The following is a 16,314-nucleotide window of genomic DNA, read 5'->3' as shown; positions in this document are numbered from 1 at the left end:
ATGACCGAGCTTTCATCCCCTGCCCTCGCCCGCAGCGTGCTGATCACCGGCGCCTCGACCGGCATCGGCTTTGCCGCCGCCCGCCACTTTGCTTCCAACGGCTGGGCCGTGTTTGCGGGCGTGCGTTCTGCGAAGGACAGCGCGGCACTGGTGGACGGCGCGGCCGGCGACCTGCGCCCGCTGATCCTGGATGTGACGAAAGATGAGGATGTGCGCGCGGCGGCAGGCGTGATTGCGGCCGCGCTTGGCAATCGCCGCCTCACCGGCCTCGTCAACAATGCCGGGATCGCGAAGATGGGTCCGCTGGCGCTGCAGCCGATGAAGGATTTCGAGGCACACTTTGCGGTGAACGTGTTTGGCATGCTGCGGATGACGCAGGCGGCGGTGCCCCTTCTCGGCGCGGATCCGGCGCGCGTGGGCCCCCCGGGGCGGATCGTGACGATCACTTCGGTGGGCGGGCGGATCGCGGCGCCGTTCCTTGGCGCCTACACGGCCACCAAACATGCGAACGAGGCGATGACCGATACGCTGCGCCGGGAGCTGTCGATCTACGGGATCGACGCGATTGCGGTCGGTCCGGGATCGGTGCGCACGCCGATCTGGGACAAGGCCGAGAAGGACAATTCCGAAGGGCCATATGCGAAGAGCGACTGGGCGGAGCCGCTGAAGGCGTTCGAGCGGATCATGTTGGGCGGCGGGCGCACGGGATTGCCGCCGGAGGAAATCGCGCGCGTGATCGAACGGGCGCTGAGCGATCCGAAACCGAAGGCGCGCTATGCGCCGGTGCCTCAGAAGCTGACAAATTTCACGATTCCCACGCGGCTGCCGAAACGGGTGCTGGACGGGATTTTCATCTCGCGGTTTGGCCTGAAAAAGAAAACCTGACGCCTCCGTCAGCTTTGCCCTTGACGCCCGTTGCGGAAAGGCGCGGCATGTGCCCGGCAAACGGGAGGAACAGACATGGCGGATCTCAAGGGCAAGGTGGCGGTGATCACAGGCGCGGCAAGCGGCATCGGGCTTGCGGGCGTCGAGACCTTCATCGCCGCTGGCGCAAAGGTGATTGCGGGCGATATCCAGGACGAGAAGGGCCGCGCACTGGAGACCCGCTTCGGCAAAGACAAGCTGCGCTTCGTGCACTGCGACGTGACCAACATGGACGAGCTGAAGGCGATCATGGACGCCGCGCCGGCGGCGTTCGGATCGCTCGATATCGTGTGGAACAATGCCGGCCATGGCGGCACGCCGACTTCGGTGGAGGAGCTTGATCTCGACGGCTTCGACGCCACGATCAATCTGCTGCTGAAGCAGGTCTTCGCCGGCACCAAGTTTGCCATTCCGCACATGAAGGCGAAGGGCGGATCGATCATCAACACGTCATCGATCAGCGCGGTCTCGGCCGGCTATGCACCAATCACCTATTCGGTGGCGAAAAAAGGCGTGGCGCATTTCTCGAAGCTCGCCGCGGCGGAGCTGTCGAAATACAAGATCCGCGTCAACGCCATCCTGCCGGGCTTTATTGCCACCTCGATCTTTGGCGCCTCGCTCGGCCTGCCGCGCGAAGTGGCCGACCAGATGGCCGAGATGCTGGCACAGGCCGGCGGCAAGATGCAGCCCATCGGACGTGTCGGGCGCGGATCAGACATTGCCGAGATGGCGGCCTTCCTAGCCTCCGATGCCGCAGGCTTCATCACTGGCGGGGAGTTCCTTGTCGATGGCGGCATGACGGTTGGCCCGCGCCATAGCTGGGACGAGACCGCGGCGAGCCCGGTTCTGGAATCGCTCGGCATTTCGCCGGAACAGGCCGAGCAGATGCGCCTCGCCCAGCAGGCGGCAGCGAAAGGCTAACCCGTGGGCCGCACCCCGAGCTGCGGTACGGCTTCGACCGCCTGCAGCAGGTCTTCAAGGGTGGCGGCTTCGCGAAACGGGTTGCCCCGGTCATCGCTGAGGGCGTAGCCTGTTTCGGTGCGGCGGAGAGGAAAGCGGCGCCAATGCGTCAGTGTACGGAATATCCAGACGACCTCCGGGCGCTCGCCCGCTGCTGCCCAGCCGGTCCACATGTGATCGGCCGGCAGGCCGCGCCAGAGCCGGTCGATCTCGTCGATATCCTCGGGTGAGAAGCTGGGCATGGCGGACACGGATCAATCTTCAGCCAAATCTCTAGGCCGGCCCGGGCTTTCCGGCAATCTGCAGGGCGCGCTGTGGATGATCATCTCCGGGGTCGGCTATACGCTCCACCTGGCGCTCGCGAAGGAAATCACCGCCGACATCCACCCGGTTTTCCTCGCCTTCTGGCGCAGCTTCCTTGCCTTCCTGATTGCCTCGCCCTTCATCCTGTTTGGCGTGAAGATCCATTTCGCGCGCTTCGGGGCGCTGGTGACGCGCAGCCTGATCGGGTCGATGGGCTTTGTCTTCGGGCTGATCGCGATCTGGCCGGTGTTCGGCCTGCCGCTGGCGGAATTCAATGCGCTGAGCTTCACCCGGCCGCTGTTCGTGACCCTGTTCGCGGTGCTGCTTCTGCACGAGAAGGTGGGCATTCACCGCACCACGGCCGTGATCGTGGGCTTCATCGGCGTGCTGGTGATGACCGTCGTGCCTGCCCTTCTCGGCGCGGAAGGCGGGGCGCATTTCAATGTCGGCAGCATTTTCGCGATCCTCTCCTCGCTGTGCTTTGCCTTCACCATCGTGCTGGTGAAATCGCTGACCGGCGTGCACTCTCCGATGGCGCTGCTGATCTGGGCGAACCTTTTGTCCTCCATATTCATCCTGCCCGCTGCGCTGGCAGTTTGGGGCTCGCCGGAGCCGGCGACCTGGCTGCTGATCTTCTGCATGGCGTTTGCCGGTTTCGTCGCGCAGTTCTGCTTCATCAAGGGCATGTCGGTCGGAGACGCCTCGTTCCTCTCGCCGATGGACTATCTGCGCCTGCCGATGGGCGCGGTTGCCGACTGGGTGATGATCCGCGCGCTGCCGGGCCTGTTCGTCTGGGCGGGCGCAGGCATCATTGTCGTCTCCACCCTCTACATCACCTGGCGCGAACACCGCCGGAACCAGAGGAAGCCGGTGGTGCCGCCGAAGCCGTTTTAGGTTTTTTGCTCGGCGCTGTTCGCGGGCTGTCGCCCGCGGCGCCTGCGCCTTCGCTGTGCTCGTAGGGGCATCAGGCCTGAGGGGCTGCATCTGCTTCCTTTCCTCTTACCTCAGCTCTCCCTTCTTGCGTCACCCTCGATCACCGGAGGTGATTTGAGGGCCCATCTCCTGCCCGCTCCCCATCCACGACCCCACCATCCGCTCTTCCCGGCGAAAGCCTGGATCCAGAAACGCCCGTTGAAACTGGGCCCCGGCTTTCGCCGGGGTGAGCGGAGAATTGGAGGCCGTGCATCAGGATAGTGCAGGAGATCGGGCCTCATATGTCCCATCTGTCGTTGATCGCAGACCCCTGCGCAGGCAGGGCTCCAGTTCTTTCTTGCGCTGGATACCTGCCTTCGCAGGCATCTGCAGCAGATGGAGGGGGTAGGAGAATTGAGCGCTTGGCCTCGCCACAGCGCAGACCAGCCCCACATAACTTTCCCCGGCGATAAGATTCTGCTTGTGAATAACAAATGAATCGTTCATTATTCAAGACCAATGCTTGGAGGGCAGAATGGCGAAAGTTCTCGTGACAGGGGCGACCGGCTTCATTGCCGGGCATGTGATCCATCAGCTGCTGGAGGCCGGGCACGAGGTTACCGGAACGGCGCGTTCCGCCTCCAAGGGCGCCGTGCTCAGCCAGACGATCAGCGCCTATGCCGGCCGGCCCGTGTCGATCCCGATCCGCGAGGCGGACCTTTCCTCCGACAAAGGCTGGACCGAGGCGGCGCAGGGCATGGACTTCATCCAGCACATCGCCTCCCCCATTCCCAGCAACGTTCCCAAGGATGCCGATGAGCTGATCATCCCCGCCCGCGACGGCGCTCTGCGCGTGCTGAAGGCGGCGAAGGCGGCGGGCGTGAAGCGAGTGGTGATGACCTCCTCCATGGCGGCCTGCGCCTATGGCTGGGGCGACAAGCGGCCGAACCCGGTGACCGAGGAACACTGGTCGCAGGAAGGCGCGGTGAATGACACGACGCCTTATACCCGCTCCAAGACGATCGCGGAGCGCGCCGCCTGGGATTATGTGAGTGGTGAGGGCAAGGGCCTCGAACTAGCAACGGTCAATCCGTCGGCCGTGCTCGGCCCTGTGATGAGCGGAGATTTTTCGGCGTCCGTCGAGATCCTGACGCAGCTGATGTCCGGCAAGCTGCCGGGTACGCCGCGGGTCGGCTTCGTGATCGTGGATGTGCGCGATGTCGCCGCTGCGCATGTGCTGGCGATGACGAACCCGGCCGCCGCGGGCGAGCGCTTCCTTGTCGGCGACCGGTTCATGTGGTTCTCGGAAGTCGCCGCCGTGCTGCGCGAGCAGTTCCCGGACTACCGGAAGAAGGTGCCCGCAAAAGAGCTGCCCGGCTGGATGGTGAAACTGATCGCGATGGTCAATCCGCCCGCCAAGCAGATCATCCCCGAGATCGGCCGCGAGCGGCATATCTCCAGCGAGAAGGCGAAGCGTGTTCTCGGATGGCAACACCGCAGCGCGGAAGAAGCCATCACCTCCGGCGCGAAGAGCCTGATCGACTTCAAGGTGGTGTGAGGCTTTAGGCCTCTTGTTCCGGCGCTGCTTCAACCAGCTGTTCATGCAGCTTTCGGATGCCGTCGCTCAGCTGCTTTAGTTCGTCTACAGACATTTTGATCCGTGCACCAAGATTGACGCCGAGGCGGCCGGCGCAGCTGCGCAGATCCCTTCCCTTGTCGAGCAGGCCAATCAGCACCTGACGTTCATCCTTCGGATTGCGGACACGGGTGACGAAGCCGCCGGCCTCAAGCCGTTTCAGCAGGGGCGTCAGCGTGCTCGCCTCCAGCCGGAGCTGGCTCGCAAGTTCGCCGACGGGCTGGTTGTCACACTCCCATAGTAGATTGAGCACCAAGTATTGCGGATAGGTGATGCCAAGCTCGTCCAGCACGGTCTTGTGGATACGCTGGATCGCGAGGTTGGTGCCGTAGATCCAATGGCAGAGATGCTCGCTGAGCGGCGGGGGAAAATCCAGCTTCGGGTCTGTGTCGGACATCTCTCTCTCCATGATTCAGGGGCAACCGGGTTACTTATCGCGAAATTACCTATCGCGATAAAAATAGTGCTTGACGGAATAATCGCAATCCCCTATCTGATACCTATCGCGATAATGATTATGGCGATAGCAAATAGGAGAACACCCGTGATCAAGTCCCTTCTTTCTGCGGTCGCCCTCACCACGCTCGCGGCCTGCCAGATTCCCGCAACCAACCCTGCCCTCAAGACCACTGCTCAAGGAGAAATTCAGATGTCGACCATCACCACCAAAGACGGCGCCCAGATCTACTACAAGGACTGGGGCCCGAAAGACGCCCAGCCTATCGTGTTCCACCATGGCTGGCCGCTGACCGCCGACGACTGGGACGCGCAGATGCTGTTCTTCCTGTCCGAAGGCTACCGCGTCGTCGCCTTCGATCGCCGCGGCCAGGGCCGCTCCACCCAGACGGATATCGGCCACGACATGGACACGTTCGCCTCCGACACGGCTGACCTTGTCGCCGCACTGGACCTGAAGAACGCCGTGCATATCGGCCACTCCACCGGTGGCGGTGTTGTCGCCCGCTATGTGGCCGGCGCTGAACCCGGCCGTGTGTCGAAAGCCGTGCTGATCGGCGCCATCACGCCGATCCTTGGCCAGACGGAGAGCAACCCGACCGGCGTGCCGCTGGAAGTGTTCGAAGGCTTCAAGGTCGCCCTAGCGAAAAACCGCGCCGAGTTCTACCGCGAAATCCCCTCGGGTCCCTTCTATGGCTTCAACCGTGAAGGCGCCGAGGTCAGCCAGGGCCTGATCGAGAACTGGTGGCGCCAGGGCATGACCGGCAGTGCGAAAGCCCAGCTCGACACGATCAAGGCCTTCGCCGAAACGGATTTCACGGAAGACCTGAAATCGATCACTGTTCCTGTGCTGGTGATGCATGGCGGCGACGATCAGATCGTTCCGGTGGACGAGACAGCACGCCGGGCAGCCGCCCTGCTGCCGAACGGATCGCTGAAGGTCTATGACGGCCTCTCGCACGGCCTGTTCGCCACGCATCCGGACCTGATCAACGCCGACCTCCTGGCCTTCGTCCGGAAGTAAGCAGATACCAGACCTTCAAACTCGCCGGGCCGCCCCGAAAGGCGGCCCGGCTTATTTGTTCCGATCAGAAATCGTAGGTGATGCCTTTGCGTTCCCAGTCGCCGTAGCGGGTGGGTTCGATAGTCTTGGGACCGCCGCGTTCGTCTGGCGGGAGGGCCGCGTCGGCGCGCTTGCGGGCGTCGGCCTCTTCCAGCGCGCGGCGGGCGGCTTCCGGCAATGCGGCGCGCCGGGCGCGCTCTTCTTCGGAGAGCAGGTGCGATTCTGCAGGCTCTGCGGTCATTCGCGGTCTTCCCGTTGTGTTTACCTTCCCCCATATAGGCTGCGCGAGGCGGATTGTCCGCCCGCCTGTTGATTTCTTTGCGTGACCGGAGTTTCCCCACTGATGGGCACAGCCAAGACCTTTATCCTTCTCGCGGCGATGACCGCGATGTTTGTCGCCATTGGATACCTTGTCGGCGGCAGCGCCGGCATGATCATCGCCTTTGTCGTGGCCGCCGGCATGAACGTGTTTGCCTGGTGGAACTCCGACAAGATCGTGCTGCGCATGCAGGGCGCGAAGGAAGTGCCGGAGGATACGACGAACCCGATGCTGCGCGCCTTCCGGCAGGATGTGGCGCGCCTGGCTGACCGCGCAGGCCTGCCGCAGCCGAAAGTCTATATCATCGACACGCCGCAGCCGAACGCCTTCGCCACCGGGCGCAATCCGCAGAACGCCGCCGTGGCCGCAACGACGGGCCTGCTCAACGTGCTGACGCGCGAGGAAACGGCGGGCGTGATGGCGCACGAGCTGGCGCATGTGCAGAACCGCGACACGCTGACCATGACAGTGACCGCGACACTGGCCGGTGCCATCGGCATGCTGGCGAACTTTGCGCTGTTCTTCGGGCCGCGCGATTCGGAGGGGCGGTCCAATCCGATCCTCGGAATTGCGATCATGATCCTGGCGCCGCTGGCTGCCGGCCTCGTGCAGATGGCGATCAGCCGCTCGCGCGAGTATGAGGCAGATGCGCGCGGCGCGGAAATCTGCGGCAACCCGCTCTGGCTGGCGTCAGCGCTGGAGAAGATCGAGCGCGGCGCGCGCGCGCAGATCAATCCGTATGCGGAGCGTGCCCCTGCGATGGCGCATATGTATATCTCCAACCCGCTGAACGGGCGCGGGCCGGACAACCTCTTCTCCACCCACCCGTCGACCGCCAACCGGGTCGAGGCGCTGCGCCGGATGGCCGGCGAGATGGGCGTGTCGTCGATCCGCCCTGCCGAAACACCCCGCCGCACGGCCGGCCCGTGGGGTTGAGCACAGGCTTCTTCCGATGAGCGGCGCAGCCGCCCGGCGCGCCGCCGGCGACCTCCTGCATCTGACACTCGACCGGAAACGGACGCTGGACGAGGCCATGGCGGCATCAGACCCGTTCCGCGCGCTTGAAGGCTCGGACCGAAGCTTTGCTCGGGCAATTGCCTCGGCGGCGCTGCGCCATCTCGGCTGGATTGACCGCACCGTGCAGCCGCTGATCTCGCGCCCACTGGCGGCAACGAGCCCGGAAATCCGCGCGCTGATCCGGGCAGGCGCGGCGCAGATCTGGTTCATGGATGTGGCACCGCATGCGGCAGTTTCCGAAACGGTTGACGCAGCGAGGCTGTGGCCGGGCGCACGCTCGGGCGGCAGTTTTCTCAACGCGGCGCTGCGCCGGGTGAGCGAGACGCCCTCGCCCGCAACCACTCTGCCGCCGGAGGACATCTGGCCGGACTGGCTGCGCCTTGCCTTTGCCGGCGGCCTTGGTGATGCGCGGGCACGGCAGCTTGCAAGCGCGCAACTGGTTGAGCCCGAACTGCACCTGACGGCGCGGAGCGATCCGGCAGCTGTGGCAGCGATGACGGGCGGGGCCTTGCAGCCTTCTGGCACGATTACGCTCAGCACAGGCGCAGTCGAAACCCTGCCCGGATACGAGACCGGCGACTGGTGGGTGCAGGATGCCGCCGCAGCGCTACCGGCAAAGCTGCTTGATCCGCAGGCGGACGAACGGGTGCTCGACCTCTGCGCGGCGCCCGGAGGCAAGACACTGCAACTTGCGGCCAGCGGGGCGCGGGTGACGGCCATTGACCGCTCCGCCAACCGTCTGAAACGGCTGCAGGAGAATCTGGAGCGCACGCGGCTTTCCGCCGAGATCATCGTCGCGGATGCCGAAACCTGGCAGCCGCCTGAGAAGTTCGGAAAGATTCTGGTGGATGCGCCCTGTTCCGCGCTGGGCACGCTGGCGCGCCATCCGGAAGGGGCGTGGATCAAGTCGATTGCCGATGTCGGGCGTTTTCCGGCGGTGCAGGCGCGCATCCTTGCCGCCGCCCGGCAGATGCTGGCCCCCGGCGGAACGCTGATTTACTGCGTCTGCACGCCCCTGCCCTCGGAAGGGCGTGAGATCGTCGAAGCGGCGATTGCCCGGGGCGATTATGTGCGCCGGCCGGTCGCGGCGGCGGAATGTCCCGGATTCGAACATGCGCTGACAACTTCCGGCGATCTCCTGACCCTGCCGGGGCCCTCACAGGCTTGTGATGCCTTCTATATCGCCCGGCTGGCCCCGGCCGGGCCTGCGGCCTGATCCTGAACAGTTTTCCTACCTGAAATTCATGTCCTATTCAGGCCGAACCCGGCTATATGGCCCCATCGCAGGTATGCAATGCGAAAGGAAGAATTCTATGTTCATGCAGCTTTCTGCTCACTCGGCCTCGCGGAAGGCCCTTGCCGGCGCCCTCGCGGCCCTGACCCTGGCGGTCGCAGGCTGCGCCAGCTCCGGCGGGGTCGGCCAGGCTTCGACCCGCTCCATGGGGCAGGCTTCGACAGTTTACACCGGCGTCGTCACCTCGGCTCGTGAAGTTGTGATCCGGCCCGACCGTTCGGTCATCGGCACGGCCACTGGCGCGGTTCTCGGCGGCATTGCCGGTTCGGAACTCGGCGGCGGCGACAAGGCCCAGACGGCCGGCGCCATCGGCGGCGCGGTGATCGGCGGTATCGCCGGTAACGCAGCCGGCAAGGCGGTCGGCACCCAGCGCGGCTATGCCTACATCGTGCGCTTCGACAATGGCGAAGTGAAAGAGATCATCCAGGGCGCGGACCTCTATATCCAGCCCGGCACCCCGGTGAACGCGATTGCGGGCGCCGATGGATGGAAGCTGATCCCCCGCTAACGCGGCGGAATCTGCCCCAGATCAGACAGCCGGCTGCCTTGTGTAGCCGGCTGTTTCTTTTGGGCCTCAAACGGCCTGCGCCAGCGCCTCGGCGTCTGCCCCTGCCGGAAAGCGAAGCTGCCCGCTGGTATCATTCGCCGCGCGCCAGACTGCAGTGGCCACATCGGTCTCCTTCGTCGTCAGTGCGGGTTGGGCAAAGCCTTCGAAAATCGGCGAAGCAAATCCGGCATACGTTGGCGGGATCAGGTCTTCGACTTTAACTTCCGTATTCTGCGCAAACCGGGTTGTCGGCGCGTAGCCTGGCTCCACCAGTTTCGCCCGCACGCCGAAACAGGCCAGCTCATGCGCCAATGACCCGGTGAAGCCTTCAATCGCCTGCTTGCTCGCCGTGTAGGCCGCCGCCAGAGGCATCGGCGCCAGGGTCACGCTGGATGTGACGTTGATGATAACACCCGTGCGCCGAATCCGCATCTGCGGGATCACCGCCTGCGTCATCGCCATCACGCCGAACGTGTTGGTCTCGAATACCTTTCGGACATGCGCCATCGGGGTAGCCTCAAAGGCGCCGACCACACCGATCCCCGCATTGTTGACCAGCACATCCACCGGACCTGCCGCCTCCAGCGCCGCTGCAATACTGTCCGCACACGTCACATCCAACGCAATCACACGCAGCGCCTCTGACTTCGGCAGAATATCCGCGCGCGGGGTGCGCATCGTCGCAATCACCTTCCAACCCTGCGCCAGAAAATGCCTTGCCGTCTCCAGTCCGTACCCGGACGAACTGCCGGTAATCATCACAGTGCTCATTGCCTTAGCCTTTCCTTTTCGATTGACAGGGAGAGAATAAGGGCGCGAGACTGGACGATCATCGACTTGAAGTCCTGTTTTTGTTTGCGAGAGTCCGGAAAATGGCAGACCCGCTCGCCCAGGTGATCGAACTCCTCCGCCCGAAGGCGCTGTTCTCAAAAGGCATTACCGGCGCCGGGCGCTGGGCCGTCAGCTATTCCGCCTTCGGCCATCCCGGCTTCTGCGCGGTTCTGGAAGGACAATGCCGGCTCTCGGTTGATGGGACAGCCCCCACCCTGCTCAGCGCTGGCGATTTCGTCCTCCTGCCTGCCACGCCGGCTTTCACGATGTCGGGACTGGAACCGGCCACACCCAAACGCCTCGTCCCGCAGCCGGGCGCTGCCACGGCCGCAGAGGTCCGGCATGGGCGCAAGGAAGGGCCGCCGGACGTCCGCCTGCAGGGCGGCTATTTCGTGTTGGATTCGCCGGACGCCGCGCTGATTTTGTCCCTGCTGCCCACCCTCCTGCACATTCAGGGAGATGCCCGCCTCGCAGCGCTGGTCAGCCTGTTTGGCGAGGAAGCGCGCGCTCAGCGCTCGGGCCGAGATCTCATCCTCGCACGCCTGGCGGAGGTGTTGCTGGTGGAATCCCTGCGCTCCGCCGATGTGAGCAACGCGCCGCCCGGTCTCCTGCGCGGCCTCGCCGATGAGCGCATCTCCGGCGCTCTGCGCCAGATTCACAGCGACCCCGGGCATGGCTGGACCGCTGAAGAACTTGGCCGCAATACCGGTATGTCGCGTTCCGCCTTCTTTGACCGGTTTACCCGCGTCGTAGGTCTTCGGCCTATGGAGTATGTTGCCGCCTGGCGCATGGCTCTCGCCAAGGATCTCCTGCGCCGGGGCAACCTGTCCCTTGATGAGGTAGCCGAACGTGTCGGATATGGCTCCGCCAGCACGTTCAGCACCGCTTTCAGCCGGCATGCCGGGCTGGCGCCCGGACGATTCGCCCGTCTGGCCCATACGGGCCTGTGACAAATCCCTCCCCCCCTGCGGGAAAATGACGTTTCACAAAGCTCCCGTTTGCCTCTAGGAACTGCTCATGCCCCCGGTCCTGATTTCCCCTTCGATTCTGTCCGCTGACTTTGCAAGCCTTGGCGAGGAAATCCGCGCCATCGACAAGGCCGGCGCCGACATGATCCATGTCGATGTCATGGATGGCCATTTTGTGCCGAACCTCACCTTCGGCCCGCCGGTGATCGAGAAGCTTCGTCCGCATACGAAGAAGCCGTTCGACGTGCACCTGATGATCGCGCCGGTGGACCCGTTCATTGCCGCTTTCGCCAAGGCGGGCGCCGATATCCTGACCGTGCACCCGGAAGCGGGCCCGCACCTTCACCGCACACTGCAGGCAATCCGCGCCGCCGGCATGCGCCCCGGCGTGGCGCTGAACCCCGGCACGCCGGCGAGCGTGATCGAGCCCGTGATCGACGATATCGATCTCGTCCTCGTCATGTCGGTGAACCCCGGTTTCGGCGGGCAGAGTTTCATCACCAGCCAGCTGCGCAAGGTGGAAGAACTCCGCCGCATGATCGATGCAACCGGGCGCGACATCATTCTCGAAATCGATGGCGGCCTGAATGCCGAGACGGCGCCGAAGGCGATTGCCGCCGGCGTGACAGCCATCGTCGCAGGCTCGGCGGTGTTCCAGGGCGGGCCTTCGGCCTATGCGGAGAATATCCTGGCGCTGCGCCCGAAAGTCAGGGTGTGATCCGGCGTGAGCGGGGAAGACCGGAATCTGCCAGACGAAACCGGCGATGCGTTTCAGGCTGACCGTACACGGACGAGCAGCGATGACGCCGCCCTGTGGCGCCGGTTTCGCGGTATCGCCGGGGAAGACGCAAAAGTCTCCGCACTTCAAAAACTGAAACTCACCGGCCACGGCCCCGATACGTTCAGCCTGCACCTTGAAAATCTTCTGCCCCCGGATGATCGGCGCGGCGACGCGCTGATGCGCGACATCTGGCGCATCGGACAGCAGCGCATCGTGCTGCAACCCGGCCAGTCGCCCTGGTCCATCGAAATGCCCTCGCGCCATTTTGCCGACCGCGTGCACCGTTTCGGCTGGCTCGCCGACCTGATGGCGCAGGGGCCGGAAGGCACGGCGAAAGCGGTGGCGCTGACAGATGACTGGGTTGCCAAGTTCGGCAAGTTCCACGGCTTTGCCTGGCGGCTGGAGCCGACGGCGAGCCGGTGCTGGAACTGGCTGCGCTGCGGCCCTGCCCTCCTGGAAGCGGGCGACGACGCAGTGCGCCATGCGCGCATCGACGCGCTCGCGCGCCAGCTGCGTTATATTCAGGAAACCATCGGGTCTGCGCATGATCCGAAATCGCGCTGGCTCGGCGCGGTCGTGCTGGTGGCCAAAGCGCTGTGCCTGCGCGCCGGCGCCGGGCTTGGCGACGCGCTGGAACGGCTGGAAGCGGAGACGACCGCGCAGATATTGCCGGATGGCGGGCATGTCTCGCGCAGCCCGGCGCATGTGCTCTCCTCCCTCATCCACCTGCAGACGCTGGCGCGTGCCATTGCGGCGGCCGGACGGCCCGTGCCGGACTGGATGGAGAAATGGATTCCGCGCATGGGCGCGATGCTGGCATTTTTCCAGACCGCGGACGGCGCGCTCAACACGTTCAATGACGGCGACGAGTCGCGCGCCGAAGTGATCAACGCCGCCCTCGCGCGCCTGCCGGCGCCGCCGCGCAAGTTCATGTTTGCGCCGAAGTCGGGCTTCCAGAAAGTGGAGAAAGGCTCCATCCGCCTGGTGCTGGATTGCGGCGAGGCCCCGCCCCGCCCGTTCGGCGACCATGCCCGCGCCGGCGCGCTCAGCTTCGAACTCTCCGACGGGCCCGCGCGCATCATCACCTCCTGCGGCTACAGCCCGGAAGTGAATGTCGACTGGCAAGCCGCCGTGCGGCGCACCAGCGCGCATTCGACGCTGATCATCGCCGGGCGCGATTCCGCCAGCTTCGAGCTGAACGACGCAACCCGCCTGCGCGCGCTGATCGGGCCGGAAGGCATTGCGGCGAAGCGGCTGGAGGAGGCCGCCGAAATCTGGCTCGACGCGCAGCATGCCGGCTACAAGGCCGCCTACGGCCTGCTGCACCGCCGGCGCATCTTCATCTCCGGTGAGGGCGACCGGCTGACGGGCGAGGACTCGCTCGTCCGCCCCGTCGCGCAGGCCGAGGCGGAGGAGAAGAAACATATCCCCTTCGAGATCCGCTTCCATCTCCACCCCACCGTGACCGCGATGATGGGCAAGGACGCGATCCGCCTGATGCTGGACAACGGCCATGTCTGGCGCTTCCGCACGAGCCATGAGGGCGCGCGCCTCGAAAAGACGGTCTACCTCGCGCGCGGCATCGTCGAGCAGCCGGAGCAGATCGTGCTCTCCGGCTTTGCCGACCCCAACGGCGATGGCAGCCAGCCGCCCAACTGCGTACGCTGGGCGTTCATCCGCGAGTCTTGACCCTGTTCTAGGAGGTGATACCCCGCGCGCGACAGCCCGCGAGGAGAACCGCCATGTCCGCCCCCCTGAAAATCCGCCGCGCGCTGATTTCCGTGTCCGACAAGACCGGGCTGATCGATCAGGCCACCCGCCTGCGCAGCCACGGGGCAGACCTGATCTCCACCGGCGGCACGGCCAAGGCACTGAAAGACGCGGCCATCCCCGTGATGGACGTGGCCGAGCTGACCGGCTTTCCCGAAATGATGGACGGGCGCGTGAAGACGCTGCACCCGATGGTGCATGGCGGCCTCCTCTTCCTGCGCGACAATGACCAGCATGTCGCCGATGCGCGCACCCACGGCATCGCCCCGATCGACCTGATCTATGTGAACCTCTACCCCTTCGAGGCCACCGTCGCCTCCGGCGCCGACTTCGAAACCTGTATCGAGAATATCGACATCGGCGGCCCCGCCATGCTGCGCGCTGCGGCCAAGAACTATGCCTTCGTGGCGGTGTGCACCGACACGTCCGATGTCGAGGCCGTGCTCGCCGAACTGGACGCCAATGGCGAGGTCAGCCACGCCCTGCTGCGCCGCCTCGCCGCGAAAACCTATGCGCGCACCGCCGCCTATGACGCCGCCATCTCCAGCTGGTACGCCCGGCAGAACGGCGAGGACGCGCCGGACTGGGCGGCCCTCGGCGGACGCCTTGCCCAGCCGCTGCGCTATGGCGAAAACCCGCACCAGAAAGCCGCCTTCTATGTCACCGGCGAGAAACGCCCGGGCGTTGCCACCGCGCGCCAGCTGCAGGGCAAGGAGCTGTCCTACAACAACATCAACGACACCGACGCCGCCTATGAGCTGATCGGCGAGCTCGGCAGCGAAACGCCCGCCGTCGCCATCATCAAGCATGCTAACCCCTGCGGCGTCGCCCTCGGCGCAACCATTATCGACGCCTACCGCGCCGCGCTCGCGTGCGACCCGACCTCCGCCTTCGGCGGCATCGTCGCGCTGAACCGCAAGCTGGATGAAGAGACGGCGAAAGTGATCACCGACATCTTCACCGAAGTCGTCATCGCGCCGGGCGCAGACGCCGCCGCCGAGGCCGTGTTCGCGAAGAAGAAAAACCTCCGCCTGCTGATCACCGACGGCCTGCCGGACCCTGCCGCGCCCGGCCTGTTCCTGAAAACCGTGGCGGGCGGCTTCCTGCTGCAGGACCGCGACGCCGGCCGCATCACGCGCGCGGATCTGAAAGTGGTCACCAGACGCGCGCCCACCGAACAGGAACTCGCCGATCTCCTCTTCGCCTGGCGCGTCGCCAAGCACGTGAAATCCAACACGATCCTCTACGCGAAAGACGGCGTCACCGTGGGCATCGGCGCCGGCCAGATGAGCCGCATCGACAGCGCCCGCATCGCTGCCCGCAAGGCCGAAGACGCCGCCGAAACCGCCGGCTGGCCGGAGCCGAAAACGCGCGGCTGCGTCGCCGCCTCCGACGCCTTCTTTCCGTTCGCAGACGGACTAATCCAGGCCGCCAGCGCCGGCGCCACCGCCATCATCCAACCCGGCGGCTCCATCCGCGACGACGAAGTGATCGCGGCGGCGGACGAAGCAGGATTGGCCATGGTGTTCACGGGGATGAGGCATTTCAGGCATTAGGTGTCTTAGTAAGCTGTCGGCATGCTTTGGAGAATCAGTTACTCTACCGGCGGTTGATGATTGCCGCCGAGGAGTTCTTCGTGTTGAAACCTCTCAAAAAGCCAAAGATTTCTGCGCACGTCAAAGCAAGGCTTTTGTTTGCACGCGAGCTTATGGTTGATTCTGGAAGCCAGCCTCGCTTGTTCGACGACGAAGTGTTGAAGAAGCTGGTTGAACGAAAGTCAGACGCTTCAAAGCAGCGCGATGTAATGACACGCAGCACCATCATTCCCCTGCTCTTCGCTTATGCGCTGGCTCTAGGGTTTTCGGTTTCGATTCCAAGCTTCCAGATCAATATCGAGTATAAGAACCACCTCATCGGACTTCTAACATGTCTATCTTGTGTGTCGTTGCTCCAAGTTTTCGTTCTTCTAGATACGGAGCAAGCATATGATGGCTTGATCGATCAATTCATCATTGAAAGATCAAATCAGAAATCCGTCGATCCCGACCTTCTTAAGGCTGCCCATCAGACGCAATTTCTGTTTCTCAAAACGCTCCGTGATCGGTTCAACATTTACGACAAAGACACGCTTCGCTTCAAAAAGTTTGGTGAGGCAGTGACAAAATACACGCTCCAATATGTAGTTTCGATTTGGGCGTTATTGTTCTTGGCGATTTATGCAGCCGAACTTTACCTCACCATCGTGTTTATCCCCACGGACATCGTGGGCTGGATAATGAAAATAGTCTGTTGGGCTTGTATTCTGGGAGCTCTCCTAATCGAGCGGGTGCCAGGAATGGAGTTTGAGTTTGAGGACGATTGGGACCAGCCCTCGCCAATCGCGCAAGAGAAATTAGCGGATTCGTAGGGCGGGATTTATCCCGCCATTCAGGCCGCACGGGTTTGATGGCGGGATAAATACCGCCCTACAGGGATCGGGTGCGCAGTGTAGACCAAGCCCCCTCCGTCTCGCTGCTTCGCAGCGATCCACCTC

The 16,314-nt window shown here is 64.2% G+C and carries 17 protein-coding genes; 13 read left to right on the top strand and 4 right to left on the bottom strand.

The window, feature by feature from the left end; translation table 11 throughout:
* Together ACK4TE_RS09950 and ACK4TE_RS09945 are read left to right on the top strand one after the other, a co-directional pair.
* On the top strand, positions 1-885 hold the full coding sequence (locus ACK4TE_RS09950; protein ID WP_409911353.1) for an SDR family NAD(P)-dependent oxidoreductase: 885 nt from the start codon (positions 1-3) through the stop codon (positions 883-885).
* Between the two features lie 75 nt (positions 886-960).
* Positions 961-1,845 carry an SDR family NAD(P)-dependent oxidoreductase gene (locus ACK4TE_RS09945; protein ID WP_409911352.1) on the top strand — a complete coding sequence of 295 codons (885 nt, stop codon included), beginning with the start codon at positions 961-963 and terminating at the stop codon, positions 1,843-1,845.
* Here ACK4TE_RS09945 and ACK4TE_RS09940 read toward each other — a convergent pair.
* On the bottom strand, positions 1,842-2,126 hold the full coding sequence (locus ACK4TE_RS09940) for a hypothetical protein (RefSeq protein ID WP_409911385.1): 285 nt from the start codon (positions 2,124-2,126) through the stop codon (positions 1,842-1,844). The genes ACK4TE_RS09945 and ACK4TE_RS09940 overlap by 4 nt on opposite strands.
* Here ACK4TE_RS09940 and ACK4TE_RS09935 point away from each other — a divergent pair.
* Both ACK4TE_RS09935 and ACK4TE_RS09930 read left to right on the top strand, forming a co-directional pair.
* Positions 2,125-3,081 (top strand): DMT family transporter, encoded by a 957-nt coding sequence (locus ACK4TE_RS09935; protein ID WP_409911351.1) that lies wholly within the window; start codon positions 2,125-2,127, stop codon positions 3,079-3,081. The genes ACK4TE_RS09940 and ACK4TE_RS09935 overlap by 2 nt on opposite strands.
* Positions 3,082-3,634: 553 nt before the next feature.
* A complete protein-coding gene (locus ACK4TE_RS09930; protein WP_409911350.1) occupies positions 3,635-4,657 on the top strand; it encodes an SDR family oxidoreductase in 1,023 nt (340 codons plus the stop codon).
* 4 nt (positions 4,658-4,661) lie between these two features.
* On the opposite strand, the gene ACK4TE_RS09925 is transcribed toward ACK4TE_RS09930, so the two are convergent.
* Complete coding sequence (locus ACK4TE_RS09925; RefSeq protein WP_409911349.1) at positions 4,662-5,132, bottom strand: MarR family winged helix-turn-helix transcriptional regulator; 471 nt, start codon at positions 5,130-5,132, stop codon at positions 4,662-4,664.
* A 252-nt stretch (positions 5,133-5,384) separates the two neighbouring features.
* Here ACK4TE_RS09925 and ACK4TE_RS09920 point away from each other — a divergent pair, with 252 nt between their 5' ends.
* Entirely contained in the window at positions 5,385-6,215 is an 831-nt protein-coding gene (locus tag ACK4TE_RS09920; protein ID WP_409911384.1) for an alpha/beta fold hydrolase, read from the top strand.
* A gap of 64 nt (positions 6,216-6,279) precedes the next feature.
* Here ACK4TE_RS09920 and ACK4TE_RS09915 read toward each other — a convergent pair whose 3' ends face one another.
* Positions 6,280-6,495 (bottom strand): DUF1674 domain-containing protein, encoded by a 216-nt coding sequence (locus ACK4TE_RS09915; protein WP_409911348.1) that lies wholly within the window; start codon positions 6,493-6,495, stop codon positions 6,280-6,282.
* 102 nt (positions 6,496-6,597) lie between these two features.
* Here ACK4TE_RS09915 and htpX point away from each other — a divergent pair, with 102 nt between their 5' ends.
* The 3 genes from htpX (at position 6,598) to ACK4TE_RS09900 (ending at position 9,392) form a co-directional block, all read left to right on the top strand.
* Positions 6,598-7,509, top strand: coding sequence for a zinc metalloprotease HtpX (gene htpX / locus ACK4TE_RS09910; RefSeq protein WP_409911347.1), 912 nt, complete (start codon positions 6,598-6,600; stop codon positions 7,507-7,509).
* 16 nt (positions 7,510-7,525) lie between these two features.
* Positions 7,526-8,806: an RsmB/NOP family class I SAM-dependent RNA methyltransferase gene (locus ACK4TE_RS09905; RefSeq protein ID WP_409911346.1), complete on the top strand. Its 1,281-nt coding sequence runs from the start codon at positions 7,526-7,528 to the stop codon at positions 8,804-8,806.
* 97 nt (positions 8,807-8,903) lie between these two features.
* Positions 8,904-9,392 carry a glycine zipper 2TM domain-containing protein gene (locus tag ACK4TE_RS09900; protein ID WP_409911345.1) on the top strand — a complete coding sequence of 163 codons (489 nt, stop codon included), beginning with the start codon at positions 8,904-8,906 and terminating at the stop codon, positions 9,390-9,392.
* A 66-nt stretch (positions 9,393-9,458) separates the two neighbouring features.
* Here ACK4TE_RS09900 and ACK4TE_RS09895 read toward each other — a convergent pair whose 3' ends face one another.
* Positions 9,459-10,202 (bottom strand): SDR family oxidoreductase, encoded by a 744-nt coding sequence (locus ACK4TE_RS09895; protein WP_409911344.1) that lies wholly within the window; start codon positions 10,200-10,202, stop codon positions 9,459-9,461.
* Between the two features lie 101 nt (positions 10,203-10,303).
* Between ACK4TE_RS09895 and ACK4TE_RS09890 the strand changes: the two genes are divergently transcribed.
* The 5 genes from ACK4TE_RS09890 to ACK4TE_RS09870 all read left to right on the top strand — a co-directional run bounded on the left by ACK4TE_RS09890 (position 10,304) and on the right by ACK4TE_RS09870 (position 16,188).
* Entirely contained in the window at positions 10,304-11,212 is a 909-nt protein-coding gene (locus ACK4TE_RS09890) for an AraC family transcriptional regulator (protein ID WP_409911343.1), read from the top strand.
* 67 nt (positions 11,213-11,279) lie between these two features.
* Positions 11,280-11,948 carry a ribulose-phosphate 3-epimerase gene (gene rpe, locus ACK4TE_RS09885; protein ID WP_409911342.1) on the top strand — a complete coding sequence of 223 codons (669 nt, stop codon included), beginning with the start codon at positions 11,280-11,282 and terminating at the stop codon, positions 11,946-11,948.
* A gap of 6 nt (positions 11,949-11,954) precedes the next feature.
* Entirely contained in the window at positions 11,955-13,700 is a 1,746-nt protein-coding gene (locus tag ACK4TE_RS09880; RefSeq protein WP_409911341.1) for a heparinase II/III family protein, read from the top strand.
* A gap of 53 nt (positions 13,701-13,753) precedes the next feature.
* Positions 13,754-15,337 carry a bifunctional phosphoribosylaminoimidazolecarboxamide formyltransferase/IMP cyclohydrolase gene (gene purH, locus ACK4TE_RS09875; protein ID WP_409911340.1) on the top strand — a complete coding sequence of 528 codons (1,584 nt, stop codon included), beginning with the start codon at positions 13,754-13,756 and terminating at the stop codon, positions 15,335-15,337.
* A gap of 80 nt (positions 15,338-15,417) precedes the next feature.
* Positions 15,418-16,188 carry a hypothetical protein gene (locus ACK4TE_RS09870; protein ID WP_409911339.1) on the top strand — a complete coding sequence of 257 codons (771 nt, stop codon included), beginning with the start codon at positions 15,418-15,420 and terminating at the stop codon, positions 16,186-16,188.
* Positions 16,189-16,314: the final 126 nt, after the last annotated feature.

This window comes from Hyphomonas sp. (assembly GCF_046313975.1).
Lineage (GTDB): Bacteria > Pseudomonadota > Alphaproteobacteria > Caulobacterales > Hyphomonadaceae > Hyphomonas.
Note: the sequence above shows the minus strand (reverse complement) of the source record. Positions and strands in the feature narration are given on the sequence as shown.

Coding starts and splice junctions, on each gene's coding strand:
- ACK4TE_RS09895 (WP_409911344.1), bottom strand. CDS start 10,202: ATGAGCACTGTGATGATTACCGGCAGTTCGTCCGGGTACGGACTGGAG.
- ACK4TE_RS09935 (WP_409911351.1), top strand. CDS start 2,125: ATGGCGGACACGGATCAATCTTCAGCCAAATCTCTAGGCCGGCCCGGG.
- ACK4TE_RS09945 (WP_409911352.1), top strand. CDS start 961: ATGGCGGATCTCAAGGGCAAGGTGGCGGTGATCACAGGCGCGGCAAGC.
- ACK4TE_RS09925 (WP_409911349.1), bottom strand. CDS start 5,132: ATGTCCGACACAGACCCGAAGCTGGATTTTCCCCCGCCGCTCAGCGAG.
- purH (WP_409911340.1), top strand. CDS start 13,754: ATGTCCGCCCCCCTGAAAATCCGCCGCGCGCTGATTTCCGTGTCCGAC.
- ACK4TE_RS09915 (WP_409911348.1), bottom strand. CDS start 6,495: ATGACCGCAGAGCCTGCAGAATCGCACCTGCTCTCCGAAGAAGAGCGC.
- ACK4TE_RS09920 (WP_409911384.1), top strand. CDS start 5,385: ATGTCGACCATCACCACCAAAGACGGCGCCCAGATCTACTACAAGGAC.
- ACK4TE_RS09890 (WP_409911343.1), top strand. CDS start 10,304: ATGGCAGACCCGCTCGCCCAGGTGATCGAACTCCTCCGCCCGAAGGCG.
- htpX (WP_409911347.1), top strand. CDS start 6,598: ATGGGCACAGCCAAGACCTTTATCCTTCTCGCGGCGATGACCGCGATG.
- ACK4TE_RS09900 (WP_409911345.1), top strand. CDS start 8,904: ATGTTCATGCAGCTTTCTGCTCACTCGGCCTCGCGGAAGGCCCTTGCC.
- ACK4TE_RS09940 (WP_409911385.1), bottom strand. CDS start 2,126: ATGCCCAGCTTCTCACCCGAGGATATCGACGAGATCGACCGGCTCTGG.
- rpe (WP_409911342.1), top strand. CDS start 11,280: ATGCCCCCGGTCCTGATTTCCCCTTCGATTCTGTCCGCTGACTTTGCA.
- ACK4TE_RS09930 (WP_409911350.1), top strand. CDS start 3,635: ATGGCGAAAGTTCTCGTGACAGGGGCGACCGGCTTCATTGCCGGGCAT.
- ACK4TE_RS09905 (WP_409911346.1), top strand. CDS start 7,526: ATGAGCGGCGCAGCCGCCCGGCGCGCCGCCGGCGACCTCCTGCATCTG.
- ACK4TE_RS09950 (WP_409911353.1), top strand. CDS start 1: ATGACCGAGCTTTCATCCCCTGCCCTCGCCCGCAGCGTGCTGATCACC.